A 24,712-nucleotide genomic window follows, 5' to 3' on the forward strand; every position below is an offset into this window, starting at 1 on the left:
GGCACAGAAACCTGGATGTCTTGCTCGATTCCTGTGGGAGCAAGGCTTGCCCGCGATGGGATTGACTCGGTCAGTCAGATGCTCCGTATCGCTGCTATCGCGGGCAAGCCTTGCTCCCACTGGGTTATCCACAAGCCGTTAGAAATCCTTGCACAGCCGCAGGGCGTCATAGATGGCGGCGTGAGTATTACGCTGCGCCACACAGTCACCGATGCGGAACAGCAGGTAGCCATCGCCGCTCTGCTCCAGGCACGGTTGAGGCTTGATCGCGAACAGAGCTTCGACGTCGATCTGGCCCTTGTTGCGCGAACCTTCCTTGAGGGCGTAGTAGATTTCCTCGTCCGGCCGCACGCCGTTCTCCACCACCACCTGGTCAACCACGCGTTCTTCCTTGGCCCCGGTGTATTCGTTCTCCAGCACCGCCACCAGCTTGTCGCCTTCGCGGTAGACCTTCTCCAGCATCATGTCCCCGGTCATGATCACTTCTTTCGGGTACATGCTGCGGTAGTAGGTGGGGAACGAGGTCCCGCCAATGGCCACGCCCGGCTTGATATCGTCGGTGACGATCTCGACCTGGCTGCCCTTGTCGGCGAGGAAGTCGGCCACCGACATGCCGGTGAACTCACAGATGGTGTCGTAGACCAGCACGTTCTTGCCCGGTGCGACCTTGCCATCGAGCACGTCCCAGCTGCTGACCACCAGCCCTTCGGCGGCGCCCCAGTGCTCGTTCTGCTCCAGGTTCGGATGACCACCCACCGCCAGCACCACCACATCCGGACGCAAGTCCATGATGGTCGCCGCGTCGGCCGCCACGCCCAGGCGCAGGTCGACTTTCAGCCGCGCCAGTTCCAGTTGGAACCAACGGGTGATACCGGCGATCTGGTCCCGTTGCGGGGCTTTCGAAGCGGTGGTGATCTGCCCACCGATGAATTCTTTCTTCTCGAACAGGGTCACGTCGTGGCCACGTTCAGCCGCCACGCGAGCGGCTTCCATCCCGGCCGGGCCGGCACCGACCACCACCACCTTGCGTTTCGGCCCGGTGGATTTCTCGATGATGTGCGGCACGCCCATGTATTCACGGGAGGTCGCGGCGTTCTGGATGCACAGGACGTCCAGGCCTTGGTACTGACGGTCGATGCAGTAGTTGGCGCCGACGCACTGTTTGATCTGGTCGACCTGGCCCATTTTGATCTTGGCGATCAGGTGCGGGTCGGCGATGTGGGCACGGGTCATGCCGACCATGTCGACATAACCGCCCTCCAGAATCCGCGTGGCCTGGTTCGGGTCCTTGATGTTCTGCGCGTGCAGCACCGGAACCTTGACCACTTCCTTGATACCGGCGGCCAGGTGCAGGAACGGCTCCGGTGGATAACTCATGTTCGGGATGACGTTGGCCAGGGTGTTGTGGGTGTCGCAACCCGAACCCACGACGCCGATGAAGTCCAGCATGCCAGTGTCGTCGTAGTACTTGGCGATCTGCTTCATGTCTTCATGGGACAGGCCGTCCGGGTGGAACTCGTCACCGCAGATGCGCATGCCCACGCAGAAGTCGTCGCCCACTTCGGCGCGCACGGCCTTGAGCACTTCCAGGCCGAACTTCATCCGGCCTTCGAAGCTGCCGCCCCATTCGTCGGTACGCTTGTTGACCCGCGGGCTCCAGAACTGGTCGATCATGTGCTGGTGCACGGCTGACAGCTCGACGCCGTCCAGGCCACCGGCCTTGGCCCGGCGCGCGGCCTGGGCGTAGTTGCCGATCACCCGCCAGATTTCTTCCGGCTCGATGGTCTTGCACGTAGCGCGGTGCACCGGCTCACGGACACCGGACGGCGACATCAGGGTCGGCCAGTTGAAGCCGTCCCAACGCGAGCGACGGCCCATGTGGGTAATCTGGATCATGATCTTGGCGCCATGCTTGTGCATGGCGTCGGCCAGGTTCTGGAAGTGCGGAATGATGCGGTCGGTGGACAGGTTCACCGAGCTCCACCACTCCTGCGGGCTGTCGATGGCAACTACCGACGAGCCACCACAAATCGCCAGGCCGATGCCGCCCTTGGCCTTCTCTTCGTAATACTTCACGTACCGGTCGGTGGTCATCCCGCCGTCAGTGGCATAGACCTCGGCGTGAGCGGTGCTGAGCACGCGGTTGCGGATGGTCAGTTTGCCGATCTGGATCGGCTGGAACATTGCTTCAAAAGCCATGGCGCAATCCTCGACTTACAACGGCTTGACGATGAACAGGCCGTCGTCGTGGCCTTCTTCGGAACCACCGTAGACCTGCTCGGCCACGGTACGGATCGAACTGCCGCGAGCAGCGAGAATCTGGTCCATGGCACCGGCGAACCAGCCGGTGAACATGTAGTCGACCTTGCGTCCGACCTTGCCGTACACGTACACGAATGCCGAGTGTTCGAGCTTGACGCTGCAGGTGCCTTTGTCGAGGTCGATGTCCTGGATCTTGAACAGGCCCCAACCACGTTGCGACAGACGCTTCATGTAGTGTTCGAACACCGCGACGCCTTCCAGGCCGTGGCATTCGGCTTCTTTTTCACACCAGTGCCAGGCGGATTTGTAGCCGGCCTTGTAGAGGATCTCGGCGTAGGCGTCGGCGCCCAGCACTTCCTCGATGCCCATGTGGTTGTTGACGAAGAAGTGACGCGGTACATAGAGCATCGGCAGGGCGTCGGAGGTCCAGACACCGGTTTCGCTGTCGACTTCGATAGGCAGTTGAGGGGCGATTTTGGCCATTGAAACTTGACTCCGGAAATTCGTGATGTTGCCCGCGGCGCGGATGGCCGCAGGTAAAGGATTCAGTGCAGCAGCGGCGTTTATTCGCCCCAGACGTCTTTCAAAACGTTCACCCAGTTCTCACCCATGATCTTGCGCACCACTCGCTCGGAATGACCGCGCTTGAGCAGCGTTTCGGTGAGGTTCGGGAACTCGCCCACGGTGCGGATGCCCAGGGGGTTGATGATCTTGCCGAAGCTGGTCAGACGGCGGGCGTAGCCCTTGTCGTGGGTCAGCATTTCGAAGAACGCCTGATCGTGGCCCTGGGTGAAGTCGGTACCGATGCCAATGGCGTCCTCACCGACGATGTTCATGGTGTATTCGATGGCTTCGGCGTAGTCGTCGATGGTCGAATCGATGCCCTTGGCCAGGAACGGCGCAAACATGGTCACGCCGACGAAACCGCCATGATCGGCAATGAATTTCAGTTCTTCATCGGACTTGTTGCGTGGGTGCTCTTTCAAGCCGGACGGCAGGCAGTGGGAGTAGCAGACGGGCTTCTTCGACTCGAGGATGACCTCTTCGGAAGTCTTGGAACCGACGTGGGACAGGTCGCACATGATGCCGACACGGTTCATCTCGGCAACGATTTCACGACCGAAACCCGACAGGCCACCGTCGCGCTCGTAGCAGCCGGTGCCGACCAGGTTCTGGGTGTTGTAGCACATCTGCACCACACCGACGCCGAGCTGCTTGAAGATCTCGACGTAACCGAGCTGGTCTTCGAAGGCGTGGGCGTTCTGGAAGCCGAAGATGATGCCGGTCTTGCCCTGTTCCTTGGCGAGGCGGATGTCCGCAGTGGTTTTCACCGGGATCACCAGGTCGCTATTCTCGCGGATCAGTTTCTGGCTGGCTGCGATGTTGTTGATGGTGGCCTGGAAGCCTTCCCATACCGACACGGTGCAGTTGGCAGCGGTCAGGCCGCCCTTGCGCATGTCTTCGAACAGGTCGCGGTTCCATTTGGCAATGATCAGCCCGTCGATAACGATGCTGTCGGCGTGCAATTCGGCTGGGCTCATCAGGCAGTCCCCTTTTATCGGATTTCATGCGCCGAATCGTCTGCCGGCGCTTTGGGGCCAGCATATGCCTGAGGGCCGTGGCGACCCGGTGCAAAAACGACAGGGGAATTGCCGAAAGCGTCAATCCGCGACAAAGGGCTGCGACAGGCCCATCCTCCCCGTCTGTTCTTTGCCCGGCGCTTGCGCCAGAATCCGCTGCATCACTGGTTTTCACTGGACTCGAGCGGCAACGCAATGAAATCAATCCTCCTGGCTTTGGCACTGATCAGCACCGTCGCCCATGCGACCGAAGACACCGAACAGAACCCTTGCGACGCCGTCGAAAACGACGTCCAGACCCTGGCCTGCTCGGCCTATGGCAAGACGGCCGCCGAACAGCTGCTGAGCGAAAACCTGCAAAGCCTCAACGAACGCCTGCAGACCCGCTACGGCAGCGACAAGGCCCAGCTCAACGACATCACCGGCAAGATCAAGGCCGCCCAGCAACTATGGCAGAAGCAGCGCGAGGCCGATTGCGCCATCGCCGCCTTCCCGGCCAAACCGGGCAGCGAAGCGTACAAAATCGCCGAAAACGACTGCATGGCCCAGGTGAGCGATGATCGGTCGGAGTTTTTGGAGTCGATTGGGCAGGAGTGATGACGGGGCAATATCCAGACACCGTTCATGCATTGGCTTCGGAAAAAATATAAGTCAGGATTCGCAAATCTTATAAAAGACTTATATTCTTTCATGAACACTATCTACTGGACCCGAAAAGCCGTTAAGCAGCTTCTGAAATTGCATTCTCTCCATCAGACTCAGGTCCGGGACGCCATCTCGGCTCTCGTTGAAATGCCTGATGTGGTGAATGTCAAAGCGCTTGTCGGCCATGGCTACGCTTACCGCCTTCGAGTTGGGAGCTATCGAGTCATGTTCGATTGGGACGGGGCGATCAAGGTCGTCAGCATTCAAGAGGTCAAGAAACGCGATGAACGTACCTACTGATATTCAGATCATCAACGATGCCGAGGGAAATCCGGCATTTGTGGTGATTCCGTATTCACAATACGTTGCACAAAAGCTGGAGCCAGAGCTAATCCCCCATGAGGTGGTCAGCCGCATCGTCGACGGCGCAACCCCCATCCGCGCCTGGCGCGAACATCTGAACCTGACCCAGGACGACGTCGCCAAGCGCCTGGGCATTTCGCAACCGGCCTTTGCCCAGCAGGAGTCCGTTGCAAAACCCCGCCGGGCCACTCGCGAGAAGATTGCCGCGGCCTTTGGTATCCATGCCGATCAACTGGAGCTCTAGTGCTCGAATCCCCGAATCGGCCTCACAGTCCACTAGCCGCCAACTGTCAACTATGACAGTAGGCGGGCCAAACAGAGAAGCCTAGGATCAGCACGTGACAGGAATTCACGTGACTCCGGCCTAATCGCCAGGGAGCTGATCATGCTGACTCAACATATCTTGCCTCAGACCCGGCAAACCCCATCATCCGGCAATGTTGTCGCCCAGCTGGAGGACGGCGCGCCCTTCCAGTCCAACATGATCAATTTTGCCTACGACTATTACACGACGGACCGACAGCTACGCCTGACGCTTTCCGCCGTCCAGGTGCCGGACACGGCCGCCGAACGGGTCATTCGCGGAATCGAAATGGTGTTCAGCCCAGAAGTGACCAACGAGACCCTGGTGATCGGGGAGCGGAAGGTGTACGTCACTTACTGGACAATGTGGGCGGAGAACGGCCAGACACGCTTCCGGACCAATGATGCCGACAACGGCTCCGTCTCGGTGATGTTCAATCATGAGGAGGAAACCTACCTCGGTAATTTCACTTTCGGACCCGCCGGAAGCGTTATCCAGGGCAGTTTCTCCATCCAGGGGCGGGATAATTTCACCCTTTGAGGGACTCACCGGTCATCGTCCGGTCTAGCCGTACAGACGAGTCGAGCACGACATTCAAGGGATTTTCGTATGCACGCGCTTACCGTCCTGCCCTTCTACGGCGTGGCCATTTTCATCGCCATCGTGCTGGGCATCGAGGCCGGTCGCCGGATCGGCAACCGCCATCTTGCCCTGGACCCGGAGGGTGCCCGCCAGGGCGTTGGAGCGATTGAAGGCGCAGTGTTCGGCCTGCTGGCGCTGCTGATTGCCTTTACCTTCTCCGGTGCCGCCTCGCGCCTGGATCAGCAGCGAACGCTGATCGTCGCCGAAACCAACGCGATGGGCACCGCCTGGTTGCGCCTGGACCTGCTGCCGGCCGCCGAGCAACCGGCGGTGCGCCAGGCATTCAGGGATTATGTCGACGCCCGAATCGACTACTACCGCGACTTGCGCGAGGATGAGATCGACGAAGCCGCCCATGACCGGGCCAACGAGTTGCAGCAAACCATCTGGAAACGCACCGTCGCCGCCCTGCAGCAGATGCCCACGCCGACCCTGGGCGTCAGCGTGCTGCAAGCGCAGAACGAAATGATCGACATCACCACCACCCGCGCCGTGGCCCACGAAACCCACCCACCACTGATCATTTACCTGATGCTGGTGACCATGACCCTGGTCAGTGCCGTACTGATCGGCTACGGCATGGCCGGCACGGCGCAGCGTCACTGGCTGCACAGCCTGGGCTACGCGGTGGTCATGGTCTGCGTGTTGTATGTGATCCTGGACTTCGAGTACCCCCGCTTCGGCGTTATCCGAGTCGACTACTTCGACAAAATCATGCTGGATCTGCGCAAGTCCCTGGACTGAGGCGATAAAAATCACCACGTCCCCCGGCTCCGATATGGATAGACTTGGACCTCATACCTCCCCACTCCGAAGGCTCGAATGATTATCTGCGGCATCGAAATCAAAGGCAGCGAAGCGATCATCGCCGTCGCTTCGCTGGATCAACAGGCATTGAGCCACGTCGCGCTGAACACCCGGAAAATCGCCCTGGACGATGATGACGAAGCCGCCAACGTCAAGGCTTTCGCGGCCCGGGTACGGGCGTTCGTCGCCGAGAACGCGATCGAACGCATCGCGATCAAGAAACGCAGCAAGAAAGGCGAGTTCGCTGGCGGCCCGACAACCTTCAAGATTGAAGGGGTCTTGCAGTTGCTGGAAGGTTGCGACGTGACGCTGCTCTCACCGCAGACGATCAACGCGCAACACAAGAAACATGACTTCGCCCTGCCAGCGACGCTGAACAAATATCAGCATGAGGCTTACAAGACGGCGTGTGCGGCGTTGATGAAGCAATAAGCAGATTTCCTGTGGGAGCGAGCCTGCTCGCGAAGGCGGTGGATCAGTAGGTATCCATGTTGGATTTGCCACCGTCATCGCGAGCAGGCTCGCTCCCACAGGGCCTGTGTTCGGCCCTCAGACCACCTTGCGCCGATCCTCCCGAGGGCAGCGTTCGAACCTCGCCCGATAACTGCGGGTGAAGTACGACGGTGACTCGAACCCGCAGGCGATGCTCACTTCCAGTACGCTCATGTCGGTCTGGCGCAGCAGTTGCCGGGCCTTTTCCAGGCGCAGGCGCAGGTAGAAATTGCTGGGGGTGTCGTTCAGGTGCAGACGGAACAGCCGTTCGAGCTGGCGACGGGTAACCCCGATGGAATCGGCCAGTTCAAGGGTACTCAGGGGCGGCTCGCTGTGGGTTTCCATCTCACCGATGACATGCACCAGCTTCTTGTTGCGGATGCCGTAGCGGCTGGCGATTTCCATGCGCTGGTGATCCTTGCGCGGACGGATGCGACCGAGCACGAATTGTTCGCTGACCTGAATCGCCAGGTCCGCGCCGTGGGCCTGGCCGATCAGGTCCAGCATGAGATCGATGGAGGCAGTGCCCCCTGCGCAGGTGATGCGGCGGCGGTCGATTTCGAAGAGCTCCTGGGTCACGCTGAGCTGTGGATAGGACTCCTTGAACGCCTCGATGGCCTCCCAGTGCAGGGTCACGCGGTGCCCCTCCAGCAATCCCGCATCGGCCAGGACCACACTGCCTGTATCGATGCCGCCCAGGGTCACGCCTTCCTTGTCCAGTCGGTGCAACCAGCGCTCCAACGCCGGTGTGGCGAACTTCAGCGGTTCGAACCCCGCCACCACCCACAGGGTCGCGCCTTTTTTCAACGGCTCCAGCGCAGCGTCGGCGTTGACCGACATGCCATTGCTGGCCAGGACCGCGCCGCCATCGGCACTCAGCACATGCCAGCGGTACAGTTCGCCACGAAAGCGATTGGCGACCCGCAACGGTTCGATGGCCGAAATGAAGCCGATGGCCGAAAAACCCGGCATCAGCAAAAAATAGAAATCCTGGGACATGGCGCACTCGGTCGACGGGTAGCGTGGGAGTCTTGATACGCCACTTGCAGGGGCCATTCAAGAGGTCGCTGCAGTGCAAGTGCGAGTCGCCGCAGTGCGTTTTGCGAAAGGGCCGGCTGCGTAACTTGGCATCACCGGCGCGCAGACACCGGAACCCATAACAATAAGCTGCCGAGGAACCCGACATGAAACGACTGATCAGCTACTGCGTTCTTGCACTCAGCGGTACCACCTTTCTGGGCATGAGCTCCACCACCCTGGCAGCCGAACCGGCCACGTGCCAGAACGTGCGCCTGGGCGTGGTCAACTGGACCGACGTCATCGCCACCAGTGCCTTGACCCAGGTGATGCTCGACGGCCTCGGCTACCAGACCAAACAGACCAGCGCTTCCCAACAGATCATCTTCGCTGGCATCCGCGATCAACGCCTGGACATGTTCCTGGGCTATTGGAACCCGCTGATGACCCAGACCATCACACCGTTCGTCGAGGCCAAGCAGGTGAAGGTGCTGGAGCAACCCAGCCTGAAAGATGCCCGCGCCACCCTGGCCGTGCCGACTTACCTGGCCGACAAGGGCCTGAAGACCTTCGCCGACATCGCCAAGTTCGAAAAGGAACTGGGCGGCAAGATCTATGGCATCGAACCCGGCTCCGGCGCCAATACCCAGATCAAGGCAATGATCGCCAAGAACCAGTTCGGCCTGGGCAAATTCCAACTGGTGGAGTCCAGCGAGGCCGGCATGCTTGCCGCCGTGGACCGTGCCGTGCGGCGCAAGGAAGCCGTGGTGTTCTTCGGCTGGGCACCGCACCCGATGAACGTCAACGTACAGATGACCTACCTCACCGGCAGCGACGACGCCCTCGGCCCGAATGAAGGCATGGCCACCGTTTGGACCGTCACGGCGCCGAACTACGCCGAACAATGCCCGAACGTCAGCCGGTTGCTGAGCAACCTGACCTTCAGCGCCGAAGACGAGAGCCGGATGATGCAGCCGCTGCTGGATCACAAGGACCCGCTCGAATCGGCCCGGCAATGGCTCAAGGACCATCCGCAGGACAAGCAGCGCTGGCTCGAAGGCGTGACCACCTTCGACGGCAAGCCGGCCGCCGACAACCTGAAACTGACCAGTAACTGATCGAACGTTATTCCTCTGCGCGGCACTCAACTGGCTGCGCAGTGACTCACTACGCCTGAAGGAAACCGCACCATGAACCACGACGTCATCATCACCTGCGCACTCACCGGTGCTGGCGACACGACCGCCAAGAGCCCTCACGTACCGGTCACGCCGAAACAGATCGCCGAGGCCGCTGTAGAAGCCGCCAAGGCCGGGGCTACAGTGGTCCATTGCCACGTCCGCGACCCTCAGACCGGCAAGTTCAGCCGCGACGTGGCGCTGTATCGCGAAGTGATGGAACGCATCCGCGAGGCTGACGTGGACATCATCGTCAACCTCACCGCCGGCATGGGTGGCGACCTGGAGATTGGCAGCGGCGAGCGGCCCATGGAGTTCGGTCCCAACACCGATCTGGTGGGACCGCTGACCCGCCTGGCCCACGTCGAAGAATTGCTGCCGGAAATCTGCACCCTGGATTGCGGCACCCTGAATTTCGGCGACGGCGACACCATCTACGTCTCCACTCCGGCGCAACTGCGGGCCGGGGCTCGGCGCATCACCGAGCTGGGGGTCAAGGCCGAACTGGAAATCTTCGACACCGGCCACCTGTGGTTCGCCAAGCAAATGATCAAGGAAGGTCTGCTGGACAACCCCCTGTTCCAACTCTGCCTGGGCATCCCATGGGGCGCTCCGGCCGACACCACCACCATGAAAGCCATGGTCGACAACCTGCCGGCGGACGCGGTGTGGGCCGGCTTCGGCATCGGGCGCATGCAGATGCCAATGGCCGCCCAGGCGGTGCTGCTGGGCGGCAACGTACGGGTCGGACTGGAGGACAACCTGTGGCTGGACAAAGGCGTGCTCGCCACCAACGGCCAACTGGTGGAACGAGCCGGCGAAATCCTCAGCCGCCTCGGTGCCCGCGTGCTCACGCCCGCTGAAGGCCGCAAGAAAATGGGCCTGACCAAGCGCAGCTGACCCGAGCCTTTGCATATCCCTGTGGGAGCGAGCCCGCTCGCGATAGCGGTACAACAGCCTATCGATGTGCCGACTGACACTCCGCCATCGCGAGCAGGCTCGCTCCCACATTCAGTTCATCGCACTCTTCAGGAAACCACCATGAGCTTTATCACCGACATCAAGATCTTCGCCGCCCTGGGCAGTGGCGTCATCGGCAGCGGCTGGATCAGCCGGGCCCTGGCCCATGGCCTGGACGTCGTGGCCTGGGACCCGGCACCGGGTGCCGAGGCAGCGCTGCGCAAACGCGTCGCCAGTGCCTGGGGCGCACTGGAGAAACAAGGCCTGGCGCCTGGCGCTTCCCAGGACCGACTGCGCTTTGTCGCGACCATCGAAGAATGCGTGCGCGATGCCGACTTCATCCAGGAGAGCGCCCCCGAGCGCCTGGAACTCAAACTCCAACTGCACAGCCAGATCAGCGCTGCCGCCAAGCCCAATGCGCTGATCGGCTCCAGCACGTCGGGGCTGCTGCCTAGCGAGTTCTACGAAGGTTCCACCCATCCGGAACGCTGCGTAGTCGGTCACCCGTTCAACCCGGTGTACCTGCTGCCGCTGGTGGAAGTGGTCGGTGGCAAGAACACCGCGCCCGAAGCCATCCAGGCCGCCATGCAGGTCTATGAATCGCTCGGCATGCGCCCCCTGCACGTGCGCAAGGAAGTCCCCGGCTTCATCGCCGATCGCCTGCTTGAAGCGCTCTGGCGCGAAGCCCTGCACCTGGTCAACGACGGCGTGGCGACCACCGGGGAAATCGATGATGCCATTCGTTTTGGTGCCGGCCTGCGCTGGTCGTTCATGGGTACGTTCCTGACGTACACCTTGGCTGGCGGCGATGCCGGGATGCGCCATTTCATGGCCCAGTTCGGCCCGGCGCTGCAATTGCCGTGGACCTACCTGCCGGCGCCGGAACTGACCGAGAAGCTGATCGACGATGTGGTGGAAGGCACCAGCGATCAGCTGGGCAGCCACAGCATTTCGGCGCTGGAGCGCTATCGTGACGATTGCCTGCTGGCGGTGCTGGAAGCGGTAAGGACCACGAAAGAGAAGCATGGGATGGCGTTTACCGAGTAATCCTTTTCTGGCCTCCATCGCGAGCAGGCTCGCTTCCACATTGGATCTGCATCGCACAGGTGGGAGCGAGCCTGCTCGCGATGAGGCCAGACCAGTCACTACACCTGTCGGAACCTGAACCATGCCCACCCTCACCACCTACCAAACCCACATCCGCCCCGAATGGGTCGATTACAACGGTCACCTGCGCGACGCCTACTACCTGCTGATTTTCAGCTACGCCACCGACGCACTGATGGACATGCTCGACATGGACAGCCAGAACCGCGACGCCAGCGGCCACTCGTTGTTCACCCTCGAACTGCACCTCAATTACCTGCACGAAGTGAAGGTCGACGCCAACGTCGAAGTGCATACGCAGATCATCGGTCACGACGCCAAACGCTTGCATCTCTACCACAGCCTGCACCTGGTTGGCGGCGACAAGGAGCTGGCGGGCAACGAACAGATGCTGCTGCACGTCGATTTGGCGGGCCCGCGTTCGGCGCCTTTCACGGAACCTACTCTGGGCAAACTCAAGGCCTTGATCAGCGAACAGTCCGAGCTGCCGCCGTCGGCTTGCATCGGTCGGGTCATCGCCCTGCCGCCTGCCCGCCAAGCCTAGAAAAGGAGATCGCCATGAACACCGCCGCCGCTGTTGCCGACTTCCGTCGCTATCCCCGGGTTTGCGCGTTGACCGCGGCAAGTCCCTTCGCCGACCGGATACAGGTCACCTGGGCCGATGGCCGGATCAGCCCGTTTCATCATCAATGGCTGCGGGATAACTGTCCGTGCTCCCACTGCGTCTATACCGTTACCCGGGAACAGGTGCTGGAAATCGTCGATGTGCCCGAAGACCTGGCGCCTGGCGCAATCCGCCTCGACGACGAAGGCAGCCTGTGGGTGGATTGGCAAGACGGCCACCAAAGCCGTTTCGACCCGGGCTGGCTGCGCGCCCACGCCTACGACGATGAATCCAGGGCCGAGCGCCTGGCGGGCAAGGCCAAGCGCCAACTTTGGAAACACGATCTGCAACTGCCGGTGTTCGATTATCCGGCGCTGATGGAGGATGACAGCGCGCTGCTGCAATGGCTGCTCGCGGTACGAGACATCGGTCTGACCCAGGTGCGCGGCGTGCCCACCGAACCCGGCTCGCTGAAACAGATTGCCCAGCGCATCTCATTCATCCGCGAGAGCAACTTCGGCGTGCTGTTCAATGTGCAATCCAAGGCCAACGCCGACAGTAACGCCTACACCGCCTTCAACCTGCCACTGCACAGCGACTTGCCGACCCGGGAGTTGCAACCGGGGTTGCAGTTCCTGCATTGCCTGGTCAACGACGCGGATGGCGGCGAGAGTATTTTCGTCGATGGTTTCGCCATTGCCGAAGCCCTGCGCCAGGAAGACCCGGAGGCTTTTGCGGCGCTGTGCACGATCCCGGTGGAGTTTCGCAACAAGGATCGCCACAGCGATTACCGCTGCCTGGCGCCCATCATCGCGCTGGACGCGCTGGGGCAGGTTTCCGAAATCCGCATGGCGAACTTCCTGCGTGGGCCGTTCGACACCTCAGTCGAGCAGATGCCCGACCTCTACCGCGCCTACCGACGCTTCATCGCCTTGACCCGCGAACCTTCGTTTCGCCTGACACAGCGGCTGGAGCCCGGCCAGTTGTGGTGCTTCGACAACCGCCGCACCCTCCACGCTCGCAACGCCTTCGACCCGGCCACCGGGGCGCGGCATTTCCAGGGCTGCTATGTGGACCGGGATGAGTTGCTGTCGCGGATTCTGGTATTGCAGCGCTAGACCGCGTCGTAGCCATCGCGAGCAGGCTCGCTCCCACAGAAGCCCCCGCTCCCCTGTGGGATCGGGCCTGCTCGCGAAGGCGTCGGCACGGACACGCAGGCAAAAAAATCCCCGATCAAGCCGTGACATGATCGGGGCAGGAGGCGTTACTGGAGGAGCTGTCAGCGCGAGGGTGACCAAACCATCGTGATTCAGCTTGAGGCCAGTGTGCCCAGTCCCGGTCAGCGTCAGTTAGCCGAAAACGACACGCTCATAGCCATATAGGTCATCGCGACGATTTGCCCTTGCCGCAGCTTCGGGTGGCTACCAGAATCGAGTCACGCCCCCATCCATGAACAAGGAAAAGCGTCATGATGCACGCCGATTTGATCGACCAGGAAGACCTGCTGGGCCAGCTCAAGGCTCTCGGCCTCCAGATACCCAGCGGCTCTACCGCCGAGCAGGCCTGCGAGTGTGCGGTGCGCGGCCTGGACAAGGCTCGTGCCAATGAACTGCGCCGGATGGTCAAGGAAATGTACACCAGCAGCGCTACCATCCTGCCGGCCGTGCGCCAGGCGATCGATAAGCAACTGTTGCCGGCACTGGCGCAATACCAGCAGAACCACAGCGCCTGAAAAATCTATCGCGAGCAAGCTTTGCTCCCACAGGCCTGGACTGCCCCTAAGGATTGGATTTGTGTCCAACTTCTTGGGGGTAGTCCAGGCATGTCGATAAGCCTGTTGGAGCAAAGCTTGCTCGCGACGAAAGCGCCTCGGTTTAGAGCCTTACGCTGGCAAATGTCGACTCGTTACGCGCCTGGCTCAACGCCGACAGCGGACCGGACAACGGCGACAGCACCAGAGCCTGCGGCAACGGCATCATCGCCACCTGTTGCGTGGTGTTGGAACCGACGCGCTCGTCCCGCGGTGGAATGCCGAAGTATTCGCGGTAGCACTTGGAGAAGTGCGGCGTGGAGACGAAGCCGCACACCGATGCCACTTCGATGATCGACATCGGCGTCTGCTTGAGCAGTTGCCGTGCACGGATCAGTCGCAGTTTGAGGTAATAGCGCGACGGCGAGCAGTGCAGGTATTTCTGGAACAACCGCTCGAGCTGACGCCGGGAGACGGCGACGTACACCGCCAGTTCGTCCAGGTCGATCGGTTCTTCGAGGTTGGCCTCCATCAGCGCGACGATTTCCTGCAACTTCGGCTGGTTGGTGCCAAGCATGTGCTTGAGCGGCACACGCTGGTGATCCTGCTCGTTGCGGATGCGCTCATAGACAAACATTTCCGAGATGGCCGCCGACAACTCGCGACCATGATCGCGGCTGATCAGGTGCAGCATCATGTCCAGCGGAGCGGTGCCGCCGGAGCTGGTGAAACGGTTACGGTCGAGGGTGAACAGGCGGGTACTCATCGACACTCGCGGGAACGCTTCCTGCATCGCCGCCAGGCATTCCCAGTGCACGCTGCAGTCGAACCCATCGAGCAGACCGGCGCAGGCCAATGCCCAACTGCCGGTGCAGACCGCGCCAAGGCGACGGGACTGACGGGCCTGGCCTTGCAGCCAGGACACGTGTTCACGGGTAACGGTGCGCTGGATGCCGATGCCGCCACAGACGATGACGGTATCCAGGGCCGGCGCCTTGTGCATGGAGGCGTCCGGGGTGATCTGCAGACCGTCACTGGCCCAGACCTGCCCGCCATCCACGGTGAGGGTGGTCCAGCGATACAGCTCGCGCCCGGATAGCTGGTTGGCCATGCGCAGGGGTTCCACAGCGGACGCCAGGGAAATCAGCGTGAAATTGTCCAGCAGCAGAAAGCCGATGGACTGAGGCGCACGGTTCTGGGGTTGGGCCCCGGAGTGGGTCGACGTCATCGCGGTATCTCCTCACACAAAGCGGTGATGGCCTCAGGCGGAGGCTCTTTTTATTGGTGATGCCCTCGGTCTCTACACAGGAGACGGGCTTTGTATTGGTAGAGCAATTGCCGTGCCTAAATTTGAATAGGCATTCAATAAATCCTGAAAACGACATGCCGAGCCGTCTATATAAGGCGCATAACGCGTGTGGATTATCGGGGTCTTCAAGGGCGGCTGGCGCCTATCACTGCGGGCAGTGAGCACTTCGGTAGCACTTGTGGGAACTGGGCTGCGCCACTTTCGGAACAGTGTCACCCCAAGCGCGGTGGACGAACGGTTGATAGCTGCGCAACGGCTAACCCGACGAACGGGTCTTATCTGATTGCGACGCGCTAAAAAGTGGCGGGACTATGGCGTAATGTTCATTTATTGAGCAGTTTCAGAGCGCTTGTGGCGAGGGATTTTATCCCCGCCGGGCTGCGAAGCAGCCCTGAATACAGACAACTCGGTGTATCAAAAGTACCTGAAGGGCCGCTTCGCGACCCAGCGGGGATAAAATCCCCTCGCCACTAGACTTCTATCAGCATTCCACCGCGCTGACCGCCAACCCACCGCGCGACGTCTCTTTGTACTTGTCGTGCATGTCGGCACCGGTATCGCGCATGGTGCGGATCACCCGGTCCAGGGAGATGAAATGCTGGCCGTCGCCGCGCAGTGCCATTTGCGCCGCATTGATCGCTTTTACCGCGGCGATCGCGTTGCGCTCGATGCAAGGCACCTGGACCAGACCGCCCACCGGGTCGCAGGTCAGGCCAAGGTTGTGTTCCAAGCCGATTTCCGCCGCGTTGCACAGTTGCTCCGGCGTGGCACCGAGGATCTCCGCCAGACCTGCCGCCGCCATGGCACAGGCCGAGCCCACTTCGCCCTGGCAACCGACTTCGGCACCGGAAATCGAAGCGTTCTTCTTGCACAGGATGCCCACCGCCGCCGCACCGAGGAAATAATCCACCACGTTGGCGTCGGTAACGGCCTCGCTGAACTTCATGAAATAGTGCAGCACCGCCGGAATGATCCCCGCCGCGCCATTGGTCGGCGCCGTCACCATGCGTCCACCGGCGGCGTTCTCCTCGTTGACCGCCAAGGCGAAGAGGTTGACCCACTCCATTGCGCTCAGGGTCGAACCGATGACATTCGGCTTGTTCAACTCTTGCAGGCTGCGGTGCAACTTGGCTGCACGCCGGCGCACGTTCAGGCCGCCGGGCAGGATGCCTTCATGCTTGAGGCCATGCTCGACACATTCCTGCATCGCCCGCCAAAGCTTCATCAGCCCGCTGCGGATTTCTTCTTCCGAGCGCCAGGCCTTTTCGTTGGCCATCATCAGTTCGGCCACACGCAGGTTATGGGTGCGACACAGCGTGAGCAGCTCTTCGGCGCTGGAGAAATCGTAAGGCAGACGGGTGGTGTCCAGGTCCGCCACGCCGCTGGAAGCCTGGGCCTCATCGACGACAAAGCCGCCGCCGACTGAATAATAGGTGTCGCGAAACAGCTCACCGCTGGCGCCTTCGGCCACCAGCGTCATGGCATTGGGATGGAACGGCAGGTTTTCGTCGATCAGGCGCATGTCCCGGGCCCATACGAAAGGCACTGGCAAGCGACCGTCCAGTTGCAGGGTCTCGGTTTCGCGCAACAGTGCGATGCGCGGCGCAATCTGCGACGGATCGATCGCATCTGGCCACTCGCCCATCAGGCCCATGATGACGGCGGTATCGCTACCGTGACCGATGCCGGTGGCCGACAGCGAACCATAGAGCTGCACCTCGACCCGTCGCACGTCGTTCAGCAGCGCCTTTGCCCGCAACGCCTCGACAAACAGTGCCGCGGCGCGCATCGGGCCGACCGTGTGAGAGCTGGACGGGCCAATACCGATTTTGAACAGGTCGAACACACTGATTGCCATTGCCTAGAACCTCCAGAACGGGCATATCCGGGCGCAGGAGCGCCCGGTGACGGAGCTGCTACGCTCAACGCCGGGATGGCCGCATCATCCGGTTTTTGCCTCTGGGGTCGACGTCTGACACCGACGCAATTATGCCCACCAACGCCGCCGGCCTCATGGCGGGGTTCCACGCCGTTTTTTTGCGTGTCAGTGACCTGTCGGAGGCGGAAAAAATCTGTAAACGACGTCACCGACACTGGATGCGACCCTCCCTGTACTGGATACGACTCACCCTGTAGGCGACAGATTTGCGCTGGTACATGATCGGTTACGGCTCGTTTTCAAGGCCGCGTGTCGAGACAGTGTTCACGCGCCCCAACCGCAACACCCAATACAAAGCGCGGTTGTCCGACCGGACCCGCCGATAAAACACCAGGAGTCCACTCATGAAAGGTTCCAAGTCGTTGTTGTTGGCCGCCATGCTGAGTCTTCCCATGCTGGCCAACGCTGCTGAACCCGCACAATGCAGCACTGTTAACTTCTCCGACGTCGGCTGGACCGACATCACCGTGACCACCGCCACCACCAGCGTGATTCTTGACGCCCTCGGCTACAAGACCAAGACCACCATGATTTCCGTACCGGTGACCTACAAGTCCCTGGCCGACGGTAAGAACATGGACGTGTTCCTCGGCAACTGGATGCCGACCATGGAAAACGACATCAAGGCCTACCGCGACGCCGGCACCGTGGAAACAGTGCGCACCAACCTCAAAGGCGCCAAGTACACACTGGCCGTGCCGAAGGCCCTCTACGACAAAGGCCTGCACGACTTCTCCGACATTGCCAAGTTCAAGAAGGAACTCGACGGCAAGATCTACGGCATCGAGCCGGGCAACGACGGCAATCGCCTGATCCAAAGCATGATCGACAAGAATGCCTTCGGCCTGAAGGACGCCGGCTTCAAGGTTGTCGAGTCGAGCGAAGCGGGCATGCTGTCCCAGGTCGACCGTGCTTCCAAGCGCGGTACCGACGTAGTGTTCCTCGGCTGGGCACCGCATCCGATGAACACCCGTTTCAGCATTGAATACCTGACCGGTGGCGACGAGTTCTTCGGTCCGGACTTCGGCGCCGCTACCGTGGCGACGAACACCCGCAAGGGTTACACCCAGGAATGCAGCAACGTTGGCCAGCTGTTGAAGAACCTCGAGTTCACGGTCGACATGGAAAGCAAACTGATGGGCAACGTCTTGGACGACAAGATGAAGCCTGAAGCTGCCGCCAAGGCTTGGCTGCAGAAAAACCCACAGGTACTCGATACCTGGCTCGCTGGCGTGACCACCATTGACGGTAAACCTGGCCTGGAAGCCGTGAAAGCCAAGCTCGCACAGTAATAGTTATGCCGGGCGGGTTCACCCGCCCGGGCTGTTTATCCCTTGCATGCGGACGTTCACTACCATGCTGATTGATCAGAAAATACCCTTGGGCCAGTACATTGCGGGCTTCGTCGAATGGTTGACGCAACATGGCGCCAGCACCTTTGACGCCATCGCACTGTTCCTGGAAACGATGATTCACGGCGTGACATTTGCGCTGACCTGGTTCAACCCGTTGGCCTTGATTGGCATCATTGCCCTGCTGGCGCATTTCATCCAGCGTAAATGGGGCCTCACCGTATTCGTCATTGCCTCCTTCCTGCTGATCCTCAACCTCGGTTACTGGCAGGAAACCATGGAAACCCTGGCCCAGGTGATGTTCGCCACCCTGGTCTGCGTCGTAATCGGCGTGCCGCTGGGCATTGTTGCCGCGCACAAGCCGATGTTCTACACCATGATGCGTCCGGTACTCGATCTGATGCAGACCGTACCGACCTTCGTCTACCTCATTCCTACCCTGACCCTCTTCGGTCTGGGTGTGGTCCCGGGCCTGATCTCCACGGTGGTGTTCGCGATTGCCGCGCCTATCCGTCTGACTTACCTGGGCATCTGCGACGTTCCGGAAGAACTGATGGACGCCGGCAAGGCCTTTGGCTGCTCCCGTCGCCAGCTCCTGTCGCGTATCGAACTGCCCCATGCGATGCCAAGCATCGCGGCCGGTGTCACACAGTGCATCATGCTGTCGTTGTCGATGGTGGTGATCGCCGCACTGGTAGGCGCCGACGGCCTGGGCAAACCCGTGGTCAACGCACTGAACACCGCCGATATCGCCCTGGGCTTCGAAGCCGGCCTGGCGATCGTACTGCTGGCGATCATGCTCGACCGTATCTGCAAACAACCCGACGCAAAAGCAGGGGGTGACGCATGAGCATAATCCGCTTCGACCAGGTCGACGTGATCTTCGCCAAAGATCCACGCGAAGCCCTCAAACTGCTCGACCAAGGCATGACCCGCAACGAGATCCTGAAGAAGACCGGGCAAATCGTCGGCGTGGAAAAAGCCAGCCTGGACATCGAGAAAGGCGAAATCTGCGTCCTGATGGGCCTGTCCGGCTCCGGCAAATCCAGCCTGCTGCGCTGCATCAACGGCCTGAACACCGTGAGCCGTGGCAAGTTGTTCGTCGAGCATGAAGGCCGGCAGATCGACATTGCCTCCTGCAGCCCCGCTGAACTGAAGATGATGCGCACCAAACGTATCGCCATGGTGTTCCAGAAGTTCGCTCTGATGCCTTGGCTGACGGTGCGCGAGAACATCAGCTTCGGCCTGGAAATGCAGGGCCGTCCGGAAAAGGAACGGCGCAAGCTGGTGGATGAGAAACTTGAGCTGGTGGGCCTGGCCCAGTGGCGCAACAAGAAGCCCGACGAACTGTCAGGCGGCATGCAGCAACGGGTCGGTCTTGCCCGCGCCCTGGCGATGGACGCCGACATCCTGTTGATGGACGAACCGTTCTCGGCCCTCGACCCGCTGATCCGCCAAGGCCTGCAGGACGAACTGCTGGAGCTGCAACGCAAGTTGAGCAAGACCATCGTGTTCGTCAGCCATGACCTCGACGAAGCCCTGAAACTGGGCAGCCGGATCGCGATCATGAAAGACGGCCGGATCATCCAGTACAGCAAGCCGGAAGAAATCGTGTTGAACCCGGCGGACGACTATGTGCGCACCTTCGTCGCCCATACCAACCCGCTCAACGTCCTCTGCGGCCGCAGCCTGATGCGCACGCTGGACAACTGCAAGCGCATCAACGGTTCGGTGTGCCTGGATCCGGGTGGCGATTCCTGGCTCGACCTGGCCGAAGGCAACACCATCAAGGGTGCACGCCAGAACGGCGCAGCACTGGACCTGCAGAACTGGGTCCAGGGGCAACCTGTCGAAGGCCTGGGCCGTCGCCCGACGCTGGTGGATTCCAACATCGGCATGCGCGACGCGTTGCAGATCCGCTACCAGACCGGCAACAAACTGGTGCTCCACGATAACCAGAAAGTGGTCGGGATCCTCGGCGACAGCGAGCTGTACCACGCGCTGCTCGGCAAGAACCTGGGTTAAACCTCAACCCTGTGGGAACGAGCCTGTAGGAGCCGAGCCTGCTCGCGATGGAATCGACACGGTTCAACTGCAAACCGCGTCATCGTTCATCGCGAGCAAGCTCGGCTCCCACAGGTCTCGCTCCCACAGGGTTTTGCATTCCTGGAAAGCGACCTTTGAGCCTAGACGTACGCCCGATTTTTTATTGATTGAACGTTCAATCAAAACAAAATAGACTGTTTCTCGCTCCGCCGGACAATCTCTGTCCGCCGAATGATCCGAGGAAATGCACCCAATGCCCAAGGTCGGTATGCAACCCATTCGCCGCCAGCAATTGATCGAAGCCACGTTGCAGGCCGTCGATCAGGTCGGTATGGGGGACGCCAGCATTGCGCTGATCGCCCGTTTGGCCGGGGTGTCCAACGGCATCATCAGTCACTATTTCCAGGACAAGAATGGCCTGATCGCGGCTACGGCTCAGTATCTGATGACGGTGCTGAGCGAGAACGTCACCGCGCGCCGGCTGGCACTTGAGGACAAGAGCCCGCGGGCACACCTGAAAGTGATCATCGCGGCCAACTTCGACGCCAGCCAGGTCAATGGCCCGGCAATGAAAACCTGGCTGGCCTTCTGGGCCACCAGCATGCATCACCCGTCATTGCACAGGTTGCAGCGGATCAACGATCACCGTCTGTATTCCAACCTGTGTTGCCAGTTCCGTCGCGCCCTGCCCCTTGATGAGGCACGCAGTGCGGCACGGGGTCTGGCCGCGCTGATTGACGGTTTGTGGCTGCGCGGGGCGCTGTCGGGAGACGCATTCGACACCGCCCAGGCACACCGGATCGCTTACGAATACATGGATTTCCAACTGGGCAAAGCAGGGGCGCCAGAGCACACAGAACCGCTCGACTCCTGAACCGCCGCCGAACCGCGTAGTCAGCTTTAGAAGACGCGCACGGAGGCAGCCAACCACTTATGCACTTGCGAGGACTTTATGGCCCGTTTCGAACTGCAAAAACTCTACATCGATGGCGCGTACAGCGATGCCAGCGGCGACGCCACTTTCGAAGCCATCAACCCTGCCAACGGTGAAGTGCTTGCCCAAGTGCAGCGTGCGACGAAAGAAGACGTCGAGCGCGCCGTGGTCAGTGCCGAAAAGGGCCAGAAGATCTGGGCCGCCATGACCGCCATGCAGCGCTCGCGGATCCTGCGCCGCGCCGTGGACATCCTGCGCGAGCGCAACGATGAATTGGCCGCACTGGAAACCCTGGACACTGGCAAGGCCTACTCCGAAACCCGCTACGTCGACATCGTCACCGGCGCCGACGTGCTGGAATACTACGCCGGCCTGGTGCCCGCCATTGAAGGCGAGCAGATACCGCTGCGCGATACCTCGTTCGTCTACACCCGTCGCGAGCCCCTGGGCATCGTGGCTGGCATCGGCGCGTGGAACTACCCGATCCAGATCGCGCTGTGGAAGTCCGCACCAGCCCTGGCCGCCGGCAACGCAATGATCTTCAAGCCAAGCGAAGTCACTTCGCTGACCACCTTGAAGCTGGCCGAGATCTACACCGAAGCCGGCGTTCCGCCCGGAGTCTTCAACGTGTTGACCGGCAGCGGCCGTGAAGTCGGCACCTGGCTGACCGAGCACCCGCGCATCGAGAAAGTCTCGTTCACCGGCGGCACCGACACCGGCAAGAAAGTCATGGCCAGCGCCTCGAGTTCATCGCTCAAGGACGTGACCATGGAACTGGGCGGCAAGTCGCCACTGATCATCTGCGACGACGCCGACCTGGATCGCGCCGCCGACACTGCGATGATGGCCAACTTCTACAGCTCCGGCCAGGTCTGCACCAACGGCACCCGCGTGTTCGTACCAAGCCATCTCAAAGCTGCGTTCGAAGCCAAGATCGCCGAGCGCGTGGCGCGCATCCGCATCGGCAACCCAGAGGACGAAAACACCAACTTCGGCCCGCTGGTGAGCTTCGCCCACATGGAGAGCGTGCTGGGCTACATCGAGAAGGGCAAGGCCGAAGGCGCACGCCTGCTGTGTGGCGGCAAGCGCCTGACCGACGGCGAGTTCGCCAAGGGCGCGTTCGTCGCTCCGACCGTGTTCACCGATTGCACCGACGAGATGACCATCGTGCGGGAAGAAATCTTCGGCCCGGTGATGTCGATCCTCAGCTACGAGACCGAAGAAGAAGTGATCCGCCGCGCCAATGACACCGAGTTCGGCCTGGCCGCCGGCGTCGTGACCCGCGACCTGAACCGCGCCCACCGCGTGATCCACCAACTGGAAGCCGGTATCTGCTGGATCAACGCCTGGGGCGAGTCCGACGCGAAGATGCCGGTCGGTGGCTACAAACAATCGGGCGTGGGCCGCGAAAACGGGATCAGTTCGCTGAACAACTTCACGCGCATCAAATCGGTACAGGTCGAGTTGGGCGATTACGCGTCGGTGTTCTAAAGCCCGGCTTCTGCGGTGCCTGCGAGGCCGTCATCGCGGGCAAGCCATGCTCCCACAAGGAATCTGCTCTAACACAACTGCTGTGTCTATCAGAAACCTGTGGGAGCAAAGCTTGCTCGCGATGGAGTGAAAGACACTCACCGGCCACGACCTGAACCCAATTAAAGAGGGTGCATTTCATGTCCCAAGAATTCGATTACATCATCATCGGTGCCGGCTCCGCCGGTAACACCCTGGCCACCCGTCTGACCGAAGACGAAGGCGTCACCGTCCTGCTGCTCGAAGCCGGCGGCCCGGACTATCGCCTGGACTTTCGCACGCAGATGCCCGCCGCCCTGGCGTTCCCGCTGCAAGGTCGACGCTACAACTGGGCCTACGAAACCGATCCCGAGCCGCACATGAACGGCCGTCGCATGGAATGCGGACGCGGCAAAGGCCTGGGCGGCTCTTCGCTGATCAACGGCATGTGCTACATCCGTGGCAACGCCCTGGACTACGACAACTGGGCAAAACTGCCCGGCCTCGAAGACTGGACGTACCTGGACTGCCTGCCCTATTTCAGGAAAGCCGAAACCCGGGACATCGGCCCGAACGATTACCACGGCGGCGATGGCCCGGTCAGCGTGACCACACCCAAGCCCGGCAACAACCCGCTGTTCCACGCCATGGTAGAGGCCGGCGTGCAGGCCGGTTATCCGCGTACCGAAGATCTCAATGGCTATCAGCAGGAAGGTTTCGGCCCGATGGACCGCACCGTCACGCCGAATGGCCGGCGCGCCAGCACCGCGCGCGGGTATCTGGACGTGGCCAAGAAGCGTTCGACCCTGACCATCGTCACCCATGCCCTGACCGACAAGATCCTGTTCGAAGGCAAGCGTGCCGTGGGCGTGCGTTATCTGGTGGGCGCCGCTGAAGAGCGCGTCGAAGCCCGGGCACGCAAGGAAGTGCTGTTGTGCTCAGGCGCCATCGCCTCGCCGCAGATCCTGCAACGCTCCGGCGTCGGCCCGGCCAAACTGCTGGAAAGCCTCGACATCCCGGTGGTGCACGACCTGCCGGGTGTCGGCGAAAACCTCCAGGACCACTTGGAGCTCTACCTGCAATACGCCTGCACCCAACCGGTCTCGCTGTACCCGTCGCTGCTCTGGTACAACCAACCGGCCATCGGCGCCGAGTGGTTGTTCAACGGCACCGGCATCGGTGCCAGCAACCAGTTCGAAGCCGGTGGTTTCATCCGCAGCCGTCCGGAGTTCGAATGGCCGAACATCCAGTATCACTTCCTGCCGGTGGCGATTAACTACAACGGCAGCAACGGTGTGAAGGAGCACGGTTTCCAGGCGCACATGGGTTCCATGCGCTCGCCAAGCCGTGGCCGGATCCAGGCGAAGTCCAAGGATCCCCGCCAACACCCGAGCATCCTGTTCAACTACATGGCCACCGAGCAGGACTGGCAGGAGTTCCGCGACGGCATCCGCCTGACCCGCGAGATCATGCAACAGCCGGCGCTCGATCCGTTCCGTGGACGCGAAATCAGCCCGGGCATCGAAGTGCAGACCGACGAGCAACTGGACCAGTTCATCCGCGAACACGCCGAAACCGCCTTCCATCCGTCCTGTTCGTGCAAGATGGGCACCGACGACATGGCGGTGGTGGACGGCGAAGGCCGCGTGCATGGTATGCAAGGCCTGCGAGTGGTGGATGCCTCGATCATGCCGATCATCACCACCGGCAACCTGAACGCGCCGACGATCATGATCGCCGAGAAAATCGCCGACAAGATCCGCGGCCGCAAGCCACTGCCACGCAGCACCGCGCCGTACTATGTGGCCGGCGATGCGCCGGTCAAAGGCAAGCCGGTGCGCGAGGTGGCGCCAGCCGTGCAGTAACACCCCAGCGCGGCTATCGCGAGCAGGCTCGCTCCCACACTGGATTT

General features: G+C 61.2%; 24 protein-coding genes. 18 read left to right on the forward strand and 6 right to left on the reverse strand.

The window, feature by feature from the left end; all coding sequences use genetic code 11:
• Positions 1-138: 138 nt before the first annotated feature.
• The 3 genes from dgcA to FGE05_RS00640 form a co-directional block, all read right to left on the reverse strand.
• Positions 139-2,199, reverse strand: coding sequence for a dimethylglycine demethylation protein DgcA (gene dgcA / locus FGE05_RS00630; RefSeq protein ID WP_047702362.1), 2,061 nt, complete (start codon positions 2,197-2,199; stop codon positions 139-141).
• A gap of 15 nt (positions 2,200-2,214) precedes the next feature.
• The gene (locus FGE05_RS00635) at positions 2,215-2,745 is read right to left on the reverse strand and encodes a DUF5943 domain-containing protein (protein WP_024776567.1); all 531 of its coding nucleotides are present in this window, start codon (positions 2,743-2,745) and stop codon (positions 2,215-2,217) included.
• 80 nt (positions 2,746-2,825) lie between these two features.
• Positions 2,826-3,803 (reverse strand): dipeptidase, encoded by a 978-nt coding sequence (locus FGE05_RS00640; RefSeq protein ID WP_024776566.1) that lies wholly within the window; start codon positions 3,801-3,803, stop codon positions 2,826-2,828.
• Between the two features lie 234 nt (positions 3,804-4,037).
• Here FGE05_RS00640 and FGE05_RS00645 point away from each other — a divergent pair, with 234 nt between their 5' ends.
• From FGE05_RS00645 to FGE05_RS00670, 6 genes are all read left to right on the forward strand, one after another.
• Entirely contained in the window at positions 4,038-4,439 is a 402-nt protein-coding gene (locus FGE05_RS00645; protein ID WP_139640731.1) for a lysozyme inhibitor LprI family protein, read from the forward strand.
• A 93-nt stretch (positions 4,440-4,532) separates the two neighbouring features.
• Positions 4,533-4,787, forward strand: coding sequence for a type II toxin-antitoxin system RelE/ParE family toxin (locus FGE05_RS00650; RefSeq protein ID WP_139640733.1), 255 nt, complete (start codon positions 4,533-4,535; stop codon positions 4,785-4,787).
• Positions 4,771-5,094: a helix-turn-helix domain-containing protein gene (locus tag FGE05_RS00655; protein ID WP_139640736.1), complete on the forward strand. Its 324-nt coding sequence runs from the start codon at positions 4,771-4,773 to the stop codon at positions 5,092-5,094. Before FGE05_RS00650 ends, FGE05_RS00655 begins: the two co-directional genes overlap by 17 nt.
• A 141-nt stretch (positions 5,095-5,235) precedes the next feature.
• Positions 5,236-5,694, forward strand: coding sequence for a hypothetical protein (locus FGE05_RS00660; RefSeq protein WP_139640737.1), 459 nt, complete (start codon positions 5,236-5,238; stop codon positions 5,692-5,694).
• 69 nt (positions 5,695-5,763) lie between these two features.
• The gene (locus tag FGE05_RS00665) at positions 5,764-6,540 is read left to right on the forward strand and encodes a DUF4239 domain-containing protein (protein ID WP_139640738.1); all 777 of its coding nucleotides are present in this window, start codon (positions 5,764-5,766) and stop codon (positions 6,538-6,540) included.
• A gap of 78 nt (positions 6,541-6,618) precedes the next feature.
• Complete coding sequence (locus tag FGE05_RS00670) at positions 6,619-7,035, forward strand: DUF3010 family protein (protein ID WP_139640740.1); 417 nt, start codon at positions 6,619-6,621, stop codon at positions 7,033-7,035.
• A 117-nt stretch (positions 7,036-7,152) separates the two neighbouring features.
• On the opposite strand, the gene FGE05_RS00680 is transcribed toward FGE05_RS00670, so the two are convergent.
• Complete coding sequence (locus tag FGE05_RS00680; RefSeq protein WP_139640742.1) at positions 7,153-8,094, reverse strand: GlxA family transcriptional regulator; 942 nt, start codon at positions 8,092-8,094, stop codon at positions 7,153-7,155.
• A 185-nt stretch (positions 8,095-8,279) separates the two neighbouring features.
• On the opposite strand from FGE05_RS00680, the gene FGE05_RS00685 reads away from it, so the two are divergent.
• The 6 genes from FGE05_RS00685 (at position 8,280) to FGE05_RS00710 (ending at position 13,693) form a co-directional block, all read left to right on the forward strand.
• Entirely contained in the window at positions 8,280-9,230 is a 951-nt protein-coding gene (locus FGE05_RS00685) for a choline ABC transporter substrate-binding protein (protein ID WP_139640744.1), read from the forward strand.
• 72 nt (positions 9,231-9,302) lie between these two features.
• Positions 9,303-10,190: a 3-keto-5-aminohexanoate cleavage protein gene (locus FGE05_RS00690; protein ID WP_139640747.1), complete on the forward strand. Its 888-nt coding sequence runs from the start codon at positions 9,303-9,305 to the stop codon at positions 10,188-10,190.
• Between the two features lie 141 nt (positions 10,191-10,331).
• Positions 10,332-11,297 (forward strand): L-carnitine dehydrogenase, encoded by a 966-nt coding sequence (locus FGE05_RS00695; RefSeq protein WP_139640749.1) that lies wholly within the window; start codon positions 10,332-10,334, stop codon positions 11,295-11,297.
• A 121-nt stretch (positions 11,298-11,418) separates the two neighbouring features.
• Positions 11,419-11,901: a thioesterase family protein gene (locus FGE05_RS00700; protein WP_139640751.1), complete on the forward strand. Its 483-nt coding sequence runs from the start codon at positions 11,419-11,421 to the stop codon at positions 11,899-11,901.
• 14 nt (positions 11,902-11,915) lie between these two features.
• Positions 11,916-13,079, forward strand: a complete 1,164-nt coding sequence (locus FGE05_RS00705; RefSeq protein WP_139640753.1) for a gamma-butyrobetaine dioxygenase — start codon at positions 11,916-11,918, stop codon at positions 13,077-13,079.
• A gap of 350 nt (positions 13,080-13,429) precedes the next feature.
• Positions 13,430-13,693 (forward strand): hypothetical protein, encoded by a 264-nt coding sequence (locus FGE05_RS00710; protein ID WP_024776555.1) that lies wholly within the window; start codon positions 13,430-13,432, stop codon positions 13,691-13,693.
• Positions 13,694-13,835: 142 nt separating this feature from the next.
• Here FGE05_RS00710 and FGE05_RS00715 read toward each other — a convergent pair whose 3' ends face one another.
• On the reverse strand, positions 13,836-14,939 hold the full coding sequence (locus tag FGE05_RS00715; RefSeq protein WP_024776554.1) for a GlxA family transcriptional regulator: 1,104 nt from the start codon (positions 14,937-14,939) through the stop codon (positions 13,836-13,838).
• A gap of 562 nt (positions 14,940-15,501) precedes the next feature.
• Positions 15,502-16,878, reverse strand: coding sequence for an L-serine ammonia-lyase (locus FGE05_RS00720; protein ID WP_024776553.1), 1,377 nt, complete (start codon positions 16,876-16,878; stop codon positions 15,502-15,504).
• 425 nt (positions 16,879-17,303) lie between these two features.
• Between FGE05_RS00720 and FGE05_RS00725 the strand changes: the two genes are divergently transcribed.
• From FGE05_RS00725 to betA, 6 genes are all read left to right on the forward strand, one after another.
• Positions 17,304-18,251, forward strand: a complete 948-nt coding sequence (locus FGE05_RS00725; RefSeq protein ID WP_041021079.1) for a choline ABC transporter substrate-binding protein — start codon at positions 17,304-17,306, stop codon at positions 18,249-18,251.
• Between the two features lie 64 nt (positions 18,252-18,315).
• Positions 18,316-19,161 carry a choline ABC transporter permease subunit gene (gene choW, locus FGE05_RS00730; RefSeq protein ID WP_139640754.1) on the forward strand — a complete coding sequence of 282 codons (846 nt, stop codon included), beginning with the start codon at positions 18,316-18,318 and terminating at the stop codon, positions 19,159-19,161.
• Positions 19,158-20,336: a choline ABC transporter ATP-binding protein gene (gene choV / locus FGE05_RS00735; RefSeq protein WP_041021077.1), complete on the forward strand. Its 1,179-nt coding sequence runs from the start codon at positions 19,158-19,160 to the stop codon at positions 20,334-20,336. Before choW ends, choV begins: the two co-directional genes overlap by 4 nt.
• A gap of 274 nt (positions 20,337-20,610) precedes the next feature.
• Positions 20,611-21,231, forward strand: coding sequence for a transcriptional regulator BetI (betI, locus tag FGE05_RS00740; protein ID WP_139640756.1), 621 nt, complete (start codon positions 20,611-20,613; stop codon positions 21,229-21,231).
• 78 nt (positions 21,232-21,309) lie between these two features.
• Positions 21,310-22,782, forward strand: a complete 1,473-nt coding sequence (gene betB, locus FGE05_RS00745) for a betaine-aldehyde dehydrogenase (RefSeq protein WP_139640758.1) — start codon at positions 21,310-21,312, stop codon at positions 22,780-22,782.
• 179 nt (positions 22,783-22,961) lie between these two features.
• On the forward strand, positions 22,962-24,665 hold the full coding sequence (gene betA, locus FGE05_RS00750; RefSeq protein ID WP_139640760.1) for a choline dehydrogenase: 1,704 nt from the start codon (positions 22,962-22,964) through the stop codon (positions 24,663-24,665).
• Positions 24,666-24,712: the final 47 nt, after the last annotated feature.

This window comes from Pseudomonas sp. ICMP22404 (assembly GCF_006227205.1).
GTDB lineage: Bacteria > Pseudomonadota > Gammaproteobacteria > Pseudomonadales > Pseudomonadaceae > Aquipseudomonas.

Excerpts from the sequence above, each read along its gene's own strand:
- dgcA (WP_047702362.1), bottom strand. The coding sequence starts at position 2,199 with ATGGCTTTTGAAGCAATGTTCCAGCCGATCCAGATCGGCAAACTGACC.
- FGE05_RS00635 (WP_024776567.1), bottom strand. The coding sequence starts at position 2,745 with ATGGCCAAAATCGCCCCTCAACTGCCTATCGAAGTCGACAGCGAAACC.
- FGE05_RS00640 (WP_024776566.1), bottom strand. The coding sequence starts at position 3,803 with ATGAGCCCAGCCGAATTGCACGCCGACAGCATCGTTATCGACGGGCTG.
- FGE05_RS00645 (WP_139640731.1), top strand. The coding sequence starts at position 4,038 with ATGAAATCAATCCTCCTGGCTTTGGCACTGATCAGCACCGTCGCCCAT.
- FGE05_RS00650 (WP_139640733.1), top strand. The coding sequence starts at position 4,533 with ATGAACACTATCTACTGGACCCGAAAAGCCGTTAAGCAGCTTCTGAAA.
- FGE05_RS00655 (WP_139640736.1), top strand. The coding sequence starts at position 4,771 with ATGAACGTACCTACTGATATTCAGATCATCAACGATGCCGAGGGAAAT.
- FGE05_RS00660 (WP_139640737.1), top strand. The coding sequence starts at position 5,236 with ATGCTGACTCAACATATCTTGCCTCAGACCCGGCAAACCCCATCATCC.
- FGE05_RS00665 (WP_139640738.1), top strand. The coding sequence starts at position 5,764 with ATGCACGCGCTTACCGTCCTGCCCTTCTACGGCGTGGCCATTTTCATC.
- FGE05_RS00670 (WP_139640740.1), top strand. The coding sequence starts at position 6,619 with ATGATTATCTGCGGCATCGAAATCAAAGGCAGCGAAGCGATCATCGCC.
- FGE05_RS00680 (WP_139640742.1), bottom strand. The coding sequence starts at position 8,094 with ATGTCCCAGGATTTCTATTTTTTGCTGATGCCGGGTTTTTCGGCCATC.
- FGE05_RS00685 (WP_139640744.1), top strand. The coding sequence starts at position 8,280 with ATGAAACGACTGATCAGCTACTGCGTTCTTGCACTCAGCGGTACCACC.
- FGE05_RS00690 (WP_139640747.1), top strand. The coding sequence starts at position 9,303 with ATGAACCACGACGTCATCATCACCTGCGCACTCACCGGTGCTGGCGAC.
- FGE05_RS00695 (WP_139640749.1), top strand. The coding sequence starts at position 10,332 with ATGAGCTTTATCACCGACATCAAGATCTTCGCCGCCCTGGGCAGTGGC.
- FGE05_RS00700 (WP_139640751.1), top strand. The coding sequence starts at position 11,419 with ATGCCCACCCTCACCACCTACCAAACCCACATCCGCCCCGAATGGGTC.
- FGE05_RS00705 (WP_139640753.1), top strand. The coding sequence starts at position 11,916 with ATGAACACCGCCGCCGCTGTTGCCGACTTCCGTCGCTATCCCCGGGTT.
- FGE05_RS00710 (WP_024776555.1), top strand. The coding sequence starts at position 13,430 with ATGATGCACGCCGATTTGATCGACCAGGAAGACCTGCTGGGCCAGCTC.
- FGE05_RS00715 (WP_024776554.1), bottom strand. The coding sequence starts at position 14,939 with ATGACGTCGACCCACTCCGGGGCCCAACCCCAGAACCGTGCGCCTCAG.
- FGE05_RS00720 (WP_024776553.1), bottom strand. The coding sequence starts at position 16,878 with ATGGCAATCAGTGTGTTCGACCTGTTCAAAATCGGTATTGGCCCGTCC.
- FGE05_RS00725 (WP_041021079.1), top strand. The coding sequence starts at position 17,304 with ATGAAAGGTTCCAAGTCGTTGTTGTTGGCCGCCATGCTGAGTCTTCCC.
- choW (WP_139640754.1), top strand. The coding sequence starts at position 18,316 with ATGCTGATTGATCAGAAAATACCCTTGGGCCAGTACATTGCGGGCTTC.
- choV (WP_041021077.1), top strand. The coding sequence starts at position 19,158 with ATGAGCATAATCCGCTTCGACCAGGTCGACGTGATCTTCGCCAAAGAT.
- betI (WP_139640756.1), top strand. The coding sequence starts at position 20,611 with ATGCCCAAGGTCGGTATGCAACCCATTCGCCGCCAGCAATTGATCGAA.
- betB (WP_139640758.1), top strand. The coding sequence starts at position 21,310 with ATGGCCCGTTTCGAACTGCAAAAACTCTACATCGATGGCGCGTACAGC.
- betA (WP_139640760.1), top strand. The coding sequence starts at position 22,962 with ATGTCCCAAGAATTCGATTACATCATCATCGGTGCCGGCTCCGCCGGT.